Annotated in this window: 6 protein-coding genes; 1 reads left to right on the forward strand and 5 read right to left on the reverse strand. The window is 74.0% G+C overall.

Annotated elements, in window-relative coordinates; translation table 11 throughout:
* Positions 1–141: 141 nt before the first annotated feature.
* Positions 142–591: a hypothetical protein gene (locus ACFV4G_RS34655; RefSeq protein ID WP_380446157.1), complete on the forward strand. Its 450-nt coding sequence runs from the start codon at positions 142–144 to the stop codon at positions 589–591.
* Between the two features lie 88 nt (positions 592–679).
* Here the strand turns inward: ACFV4G_RS34655 and obgE are convergent, their stop codons facing one another.
* The 5 genes from obgE to ACFV4G_RS34680 form a co-directional block, all read right to left on the reverse strand.
* Positions 680–2,155 carry a GTPase ObgE gene (obgE, locus tag ACFV4G_RS34660; RefSeq protein WP_380446158.1) on the reverse strand — a complete coding sequence of 492 codons (1,476 nt, stop codon included), beginning with the start codon at positions 2,153–2,155 and terminating at the stop codon, positions 680–682.
* 120 nt (positions 2,156–2,275) lie between these two features.
* Entirely contained in the window at positions 2,276–2,533 is a 258-nt protein-coding gene (gene rpmA / locus ACFV4G_RS34665) for a 50S ribosomal protein L27 (RefSeq protein ID WP_030058248.1), read from the reverse strand.
* 14 nt (positions 2,534–2,547) lie between these two features.
* A complete protein-coding gene (gene rplU / locus ACFV4G_RS34670; protein ID WP_380446159.1) occupies positions 2,548–2,865 on the reverse strand; it encodes a 50S ribosomal protein L21 in 318 nt (105 codons plus the stop codon).
* A gap of 229 nt (positions 2,866–3,094) precedes the next feature.
* A complete protein-coding gene (locus tag ACFV4G_RS34675; RefSeq protein ID WP_380446160.1) occupies positions 3,095–6,466 on the reverse strand; it encodes a ribonuclease E/G in 3,372 nt (1,123 codons plus the stop codon).
* 398 nt (positions 6,467–6,864) lie between these two features.
* The gene (locus ACFV4G_RS34680) at positions 6,865–7,665 is read right to left on the reverse strand and encodes a TIGR03936 family radical SAM-associated protein (RefSeq protein WP_380446161.1); all 801 of its coding nucleotides are present in this window, start codon (positions 7,663–7,665) and stop codon (positions 6,865–6,867) included.
* Positions 7,666–7,911: the final 246 nt, after the last annotated feature.

Below are 7,911 nucleotides of genomic sequence, written 5' to 3' on the forward strand. Positions count from 1 at the left end.
GTCCCCCGCCCGCGCCCCGGGGGGGGGGCGGCGGGGGGGGGGGGGGGGGGGGGGGGGGGGGGGGGGGGGCGGGGGCGCGGGGGCCCCCGCGGGGGGGGGGGCGCCCCCCCCCCCGGCAGCCTCCCGCAGGCCGGCACCTCGGTGAAGTTCGGCCAGCCGGCCGCGGTCGACTTCAACGACAAGACCTCGAACACCGCCGCCAAGCTCCAGCTCACCGTGACCGGCATAACCCCGGGCTCGCTCAAGGACTTCCAGGACGCCAAGGCCAACACGGCCGGCCTGGACGGCCGCGCGCTGTACTACGTCAGCTGGACCATGACGAACCTCGGGGACACCAAGCTGACCTTCAGCGCCCCGGATTCCAAGCTCAAGGTCTACGACGCGAGCGGCAACACCGCGTCGTTCGCCAACCCGGTCGGCTCGACCCCGATCGCCAAGTGCACCACCCCGAGCTTCTCGGGCGCCACCAAGGGCGTCGCGTTCAAGGGCTGCGACATCGTCAGCTTCCCGGCCGGCGGCGGCACCCCGGTGATGGTCGGCTTCGGCGACTCGACCGACATCACCAAGGTCCAGGCCGCCTGGACGAAGTGACGTCCGCTCACGCCTGAACACCTGAACGACCGACGCGAACGGCCCCGCCTCCCCCGAAAGGGTGGCGGGGCCGTTCGGCTGCGCGGGATCAGTCCTCGTCGTCGCCCTCGATGGCGGCCGGCCGGCCGCTCGACAGCGCCTCGAAGTCCAGGAACTCCTGCTCGGCGGCGTCCCGGCCCTTCTGCTTCTCGCGACGACGGTCGACCGCCGGCCGCGGGTTCTCGAAGCGGTGGTCCTCACCGCGGCGGCCGAGCATCTCGGCGCCGGCGGCCATGGTCGGCTCCCAGTCGAAGACGACGGCGTTCTCGTCCGGGCCGATGATGACGGTGTCGCCCTCGCGCGCCCCGACCTTCCACAGCTTCTCCTCCACGCCGAGGCGGGCGAGCCGGTCGGCGAGGTAGCCGACGGCCTCGTCGTTGGAGAAGTCGGTCTGGCGGACCCAGCGCTCCGGCTTGGTGCCGCGGATGCGGTAGGCGCCGTCCTCCTCGGTGATGGTGAAGCCCTCGTCGTCGACGGCCGTGGGCCGCAGCACGATCCGGGTGGACTCCTCGACCGGCTTGGCGGCACGCGCCTCGGCGACGATCTTCGCCACCGCGAAGCTCAGCTCGCGCAGGCCCTTGCGGGAGGCGGCGGAGACCTCGAACACCTGGAAGCCCCGCTCCTCCAGGGAGGCGCGGGTGAGGTCGGCGATGTCCTGGCCGTCCGGGACGTCCACCTTGTTGAGCGCGACCAGGCGCGGACGGTCGTCCAGGCCGCCGTACTGGGCGAGCTCCGCCTCGATGGTCTCCAGGTCGCTCAGCGGGTCACGGCCGGGCTCCAGGGTGGCGCAGTCCAGCACGTGCACGAGCACCGAGCAGCGCTCGACGTGGCGCAGGAACTCCAGGCCGAGGCCGCGGCCCTGGCTGGCGCCGGGGATCAGGCCGGGCACGTCCGCGATGGTGTAGACGGTGTCGCCCGCGGTGACCACGCCGAGGTTGGGGACGAGCGTGGTGAACGGGTAGTCCGCGATCTTCGGCTTCGCGGCGGAGAGCACCGAGATCAGCGACGACTTGCCGGCGCTCGGGTAGCCCACCAGGGCGACGTCGGCGACGGACTTGAGCTCCATGACGATGTCACGGGCCTCGCCGGGCTCGCCGAGCAGCGCGAAGCCGGGCGCCTTGCGGCGGGCCGAGGACAGCGCCGCGTTGCCGAGGCCGCCGCGGCCGCCCTGGGCGGCGACGAAGCTGGTGCCGTGGCCGACCAGGTCGGCCAGCACGTTGCCCTGGCGGTCGAGCACGACGGTGCCGTCCGGCACCAGCAGGACGAGGTCCTGGCCCTCGGCGCCGGTGCGGTTGCCGCCCGCGCCGGGCTTGCCGTTGGTCGCCTTGCGCTTGGGCGAGTGGTGGTATTCGAGGAGGGTCGTGATCTGCGCGTCGACGGTGAGGATGACGCTGCCGCCCTCGCCGCCGTTGCCGCCGTCGGGGCCGCCGAGCGGCTTGAACTTCTCCCGGTGAACGGAGGCGCAGCCGTGGCCTCCGTTACCCGCGGCGACGTGAAGTTCGACGCGGTCCACGAAGGTGGTCATGGGGTGTGCCTCCAGTACGGATGAGTCTGCTTGCTACCTGCGTAAAGCCGAAGGGTGGACCGGAACATTCCGGCCCACCCTTCAGTGTGAGTCTGGTGCGACTCGTGAGTCCGCGGGGACTCAGGCCTCGACGGCCACGATGTTGACGACCTTGCGGCCGCGACGGTTGCCGAACTGCACCGCACCGGCGGTCAGCGCGAACAGGGTGTCGTCGCCACCGCGGCCGACACCGGCACCCGGGTGGAAGTGGGTGCCACGCTGGCGGACGAGGATCTCGCCGGCCGAGACGACCTGGCCACCGAAGCGCTTCACGCCGAGGCGCTGGGCGTTCGAGTCACGGCCGTTACGAGTAGAGCTTGCGCCCTTCTTGTGTGCCATTTTTCGCTATCCCCTTACTTGCTGACCGAGTCGATGCTGGTGATGCGCACCGCGGTGTGCTTCTGACGGTGACCCTGACGACGGCGGTAGCCGGTCTTGTTCTTGTAACGCAGGATGATGATCTTGTCACCCTTGGTCTGGTCGACCACCTCGGCGTGAGCCTTCACGCCGGCCAGGACCCACGGGTCGGAGGTGACGGCGTCACCGTCGACGACCAGGATGGTCGAGAGCTCGACCGAGTCACCCGGCTTGGCCTCGATACGGTCGATCTCCAGCACGTCGCCGACGGCGACCTTGTGCTGGCGGCCGCCTGCGCGAACGATCGCGTACATGCGGTACCTGCTTTCCTTGCTCGGTCGGAACCCCCGACGCCAGCCACCTGGGTACGGACACAGGAGCCTCTCCCCGTCCCTCCGCGCTGGCGCGGACGTACCGGGAAGGTGATGTGCTCGGGAGCAATGGCGTAGACACGCCGATGGTCAAGAATACGGACCGGCCGCCCGGGGGGCAAACCGGCCCGTACGGCCCGGGGCGGGAAGGGTCCCGCCCCGGGCGTGGGCACTACTCGGCCGCCGTATCACCTTCGGCGGCCGCCGCCTTCTTGGCCGCCGCGCTCGTCCGCTTGGTCGCGGTCTTGCGGGCGGTGGTCTTCTTGGCCGCCGTCGTCGTCTTCTTGGCGGCGGTCTTCTTCGCGGCGGTCTTGCGCGCGGCCCGCTTCTTGGGCGCCGGCGCCTCCTCGGCCTCGGCCTCGACGGCCGGCTCCTCCGCGGGCGCCTCGGCCGCAGCCTCGGCGGCGGCCTCCACCGGAGCCTCCTCGGCGACCGGCTCGGCGACCGGCTCGGCCGGGGCCGCGGCGGCCACCGCGGCGGCCTCCAGGGCCGCCTCCAGCGCCGCGTCGGCCTTCGCCTGCAGCACCACGATCTCGGCGCCCTGCGGCGAACCGGCCGGGGCCGTCGCCTTGCGCACCGCGCGGCGGCGCGGACGGCCCGCCGGAGCGGCCACCGGGGCCGGCTCGGCGACGGGGGCCCCGACGGCCTCCGCGGCCGCCTGGGACACCGGCGCCTGGACGCCCGGGACCTCCAGGGCCAGCTGGCCCTCGATCTCCTCGCGCACCGGCTCGGCCGGGGCCTCCGGGGCCTCGACGAGCTCGACGACCGTCTCCTCCGTCACCGGCACGGCCTCGACGGCCTGCGGCTCCTCGTGGCCCGCACCGCCCTTGCCCCGGCGACGGCGCTTGCCGCCCTGGCCCGCCTCGACGGCCGCGGCCGCCGGGGCGTGGGTGTGGGCGCTCGGCTGCTCCATGTGGACGATCACGCCGCGGCCGTTGCAGTGCACGCAGGCCTCGGAGAACGACTCCAGCAGGCCCTGGCCGACCCGCTTGCGGGTCATCTGGACCAGGCCCAGCGAGGTGACCTCGGCCACCTGGTGCTTGGTCCGGTCCCGGCCCAGGCACTCCAGCAGGCGGCGCAGCACCAGGTCCCGGTTGGACTCCAGCACCATGTCGATGAAGTCGATCACGATGATGCCGCCGAGGTCGCGCAGCCGCAGCTGGCGCACGATCTCCTCGGCCGCCTCGATGTTGTTCCGGGTGACCGTCTCCTCCAGGTTGCCGCCCTGGCCGACGAACTTCCCGGTGTTGACGTCGATGACGACCATCGCCTCGGTGCGGTCGATCACCAGCGAACCGCCGCTGGGCAGCCAGACCTTGCGGTCCAGCGCCTTCATCAGCTGCTCGTCGATCCGGTAGGTGGCGAACACGTCCACCTCGGAGGTCCAGCGCTGGAGCCGCTCGGCGAGGTCCGGGGCCACGCTGGAGACGTACTCGTGAATGGTCTGCCACGCCTCGTCGCCGGAGACGATGACCTTGGTGAAGTCCTCGTTGAAGATGTCGCGCACGACCCGGACGGTCATGTCCGGCTCGCCGTACAGCAGCGCGGGGGCGTTGCCGGTCGCGGCCTTCTTCTGGATCTCCTCCCACTGCTGCTGGAGGCGCTGGACGTCGCGGGTCAGCTCGTCCTCGGAGGCACCCTCGGCGGCGGTGCGCACGATGACGCCCGCGTCGTCCGGGACGATCTTCTTGAGGATCTGCTTCAGGCGGGCGCGCTCGTTCTCGGGGAGCTTGCGCGAGATGCCGGTCATCGAGCCCTCGGGCACGTAGACCAGGTAGCGGCCGGGCAGCGAGATCTGGCTGGTCAGGCGGGCGCCCTTGTGGCCGATCGGGTCCTTGGAGACCTGCACGAGCACGGACTGGCCGGACTTCAGCACCGACTCGATCCGGCGCGGGCCGCCGTGGCCGCCCAGCGCGCCGAAGTTGACCTCGCCGGCGTACAGCACGGCGTTGCGGCCCTTGCCGATGTCGACGAACGCGGCCTCCATCGACGGCAGCACGTTCTGGACCTTGCCCAGGTAGACGTTGCCGACGTACGAGGTGGCCTGCTCCTTGTTGACGTAGTGCTCGACGAGCACGCCGTCCTCCAGGACGCCGATCTGGGTGCGCTGGCCGTTCTGGCGCACCACCATGACGCGCTCGACCGACTCGCGGCGGGCCAGGAACTCGGCCTCGGTGATGATCGGCACCCGGCGGCGGCCCAGCTCGCGGCCCTCACGGCGGCGCTGCTTCTTGGCCTCCAGGCGGGTCGAGCCCTTGATGGACTGGACCTCGTCGGGGTCGAAGGACGGCTCGGTCGAGCGGCGGCGCGGCTCGCGCACCTTCACGACCGTGCGGACGCCGTCCTCGGTGGTCTCGGCGGCCTCGACCGCACCGGCCTCGCCGCTGCGGCGGCGACGCCGGCGGCGACGGCGCGACGAGGACAGGCCGGCGGCCAGGTCGTCGTCGTCCTCGTCCTCCTCGTCGACGGCCGCGGCGGCCGGCTCCTCGGCGGGCTGCTCGGCCTCGTGGGCCTCGGTCTCGAACTCCTCGGCCTCGCCACGGCGGCGGCGACGGCCGCCCCGGCGGCGGCGACGCGACGGACGGCCGTCGTCCTCCCACTCGCCCTCGGTCTCCGGACCGGCGGCGGGGGCCTCGACGACGGCGACGGGCGCCTCGACCGGGGCCTCGACGACCACCGGAGCGGCCTTGGGGGCGGTCTTGGGGGTGGCCTTGGCGGCGGCCTTCTGGGCGGCCTTGGCGGCGCCCTTCGAGCGGCCCGGCTCGACCCGGGCGCGCACCCGGCGGCGACGGCCGACGCCGCTGTACTCGAACTCGTCCTCCTCCTCGCGCTCTGCGGCCACCGGGGCCTCGACGGCAGCAACCGGGGCCTCGACGGCGGCGGGCTGCTGCTGCGTCGCGGCCGGGGCGACGTAGGGGGCCGGCTCCTGGAACACCGGGGCCTGGAAGATCGCGGTGGACGGGCGCACGGCGCGGCGGCGCACCCGGTGCGGCGGCTCGGCCTCGACGGCCGGGGCGGGCTCGGCGACCGGCGCGGGCGCGGCGGCCTCGGTCTCGGTCTCCTCCTCGGCCGGCTCCTCCTCGGCCACCGGCTCCTCGACCGGGGCCTCGACGACCGGCGCGGCCTCGACCACGCGACGGCGGCGGGCGCGGCGGGCCGGCGCGGCGGGCGCCTCCTCGGCGGCGGGCTGCTCGGCCTTCTCGGCCACCGGGGCCTGCTCGACGACGGCCGGGGTCTCGGCGGCGGGCGCCCCGGCGGGGGCCTCGGCGCGCTTGCGGGTCCGGCGGGCCCGGACCGGCTTCTCGGCCGCGGGGACCTCCTCGGCCGGAGCCTCGGTGACGGCAGCGGGGGCCGGGGCGGCCTGCGCCTCGGCCGGGATCACGGTCTCGGCGGCCTCGGCCGCCGCGCCCTGCGGTGCACCCGCCGGGCGGGACACCGCGCGGCGACGGCGGCGCGGCGGCGCGGCGGACGCGCCCTCGCCACCGGTCGCACCGGTGTCGTTCGGTTCCGTCGCAGACTGCTGCGGATCGGTGTTATCGAGCATGCGGGTGGATCTCCCGTCAGGCCCCCGGGCTCCGCATCCGGGCACGGCACGACACCTGCGGCCGGCCGGCACCGCTCACGGTGCTCGGGCCGGACCCTTTCACGGTGCCGCCGCGCGGACGCGAGGCCGCACAGGGGCTCGTAGTCTCGCTCGGCGCCCCACGCTCGGCGGGGTGTCGAAAGTCTTCTGGTCTGACCAGTCTTCTGTGGTTTTCCCAAGCTGCGCCGTCCCCCAACCCCGGGTGGCTCCCGGAAGGGGTCCTCGGGCCCACCGACCGTCCTGGTCGGCGGGCCGCAAGGGGCCGGCCTGTGCTGCGACGACGCTCGCTCCCCTGGGGAGCCGCGGGAACCCCGGAGGTCCGTCGGGTCCAGTGAGGCACTGGACCCGGCCTCCGCCCGCTAGGCGGACGCGGTAGCGCGCGGCCCTGCGGCCGGATCGGAACCGGCCGGGGCCGCGGCGCGGTCGAGCGCCAGCGGGTCGGTCACCGTGCCGGACTCCTCGTCGAGCGGCCCCTGCGCCAGCCTGGTCACCTCTGCGGGGACCGGCGGCGCCAGGTCGGCCGTCACACGGAGACCGGACAACACGTCGTCGGGTCGTACGGCTGGTGTGGCGTGTCGTACTACCAGGCGCAGTATCGCACAGGCACGGCCGGTCCGAACATCGTGGGCCGCTCCGGCCTCCGTGTCCGCACCGCCGTCGACCTGCGGCGCGAGCACCTCGAGCGCCGCCACGGCGCCGCGCGCGTCGAATACGCGCACGCCGTTCTTGGTCTGGCGCTGCACCTCGACCCGCTCCTCGGCGAGGAAGACCCCGACCGCGCGGGCCGCCTCCTGCGGCTCGACGCCGTCCAGCCGCACCCGCCACTCGGAGGCCTCCAGGCGCTCCACGAAGTTCGGCGTCCGGACCTCGACCGCGTCGATGACGTCCAGTCCGGCGGGCAGCGACTCGTCCAGCTGGGCGCGCAGCGCCTGCGGATCGCGGACGGCGGCGAGGCCGATCTCCAGGTACTCCGCCTCGCTGGCCACCCCGGTCGGGGCGGCGTTGGCGTAGGACACCTTGGGGTGCGGGGTGAAGCCGGCCGAATACGCCATCGGCACGGCCGAGCGGCGCAGGGCGCGCTCGAAGGCGCGCTGGAAGTCGCGGTGGCTGGTGAAGCGGAGCCGGCCGCGCTTGGTGTAGCGGAGACGGATCCGCTGCACCGTCGGCGCGGGCGGCGGACCGTCGGGCGTACGGCGTGCCAGGTCGCTCAGTCCTTAGTCAGTTGTCCCCGTCCGGCGCGGCGGGTTCCCGCCACTGTCCGGACTCTGTCACCTCAAAGGGTACGCGCCCCGCCGCGCCCCTCGCTCCGCCCCTGGTCAGCCGCACACCGACGACCCCCCGGCCGGGGGGGGCCGGCCCGGGGGGGGGGGGGTGGCCCGGGGGAAAGTTTGTAAGCCCGCCCACGC

Origin of the sequence: Kitasatospora sp. NPDC059747 (assembly GCF_042732955.1) — a bacterium.
Taxonomy (GTDB): domain Bacteria; phylum Actinomycetota; class Actinomycetes; order Streptomycetales; family Streptomycetaceae; genus Kitasatospora.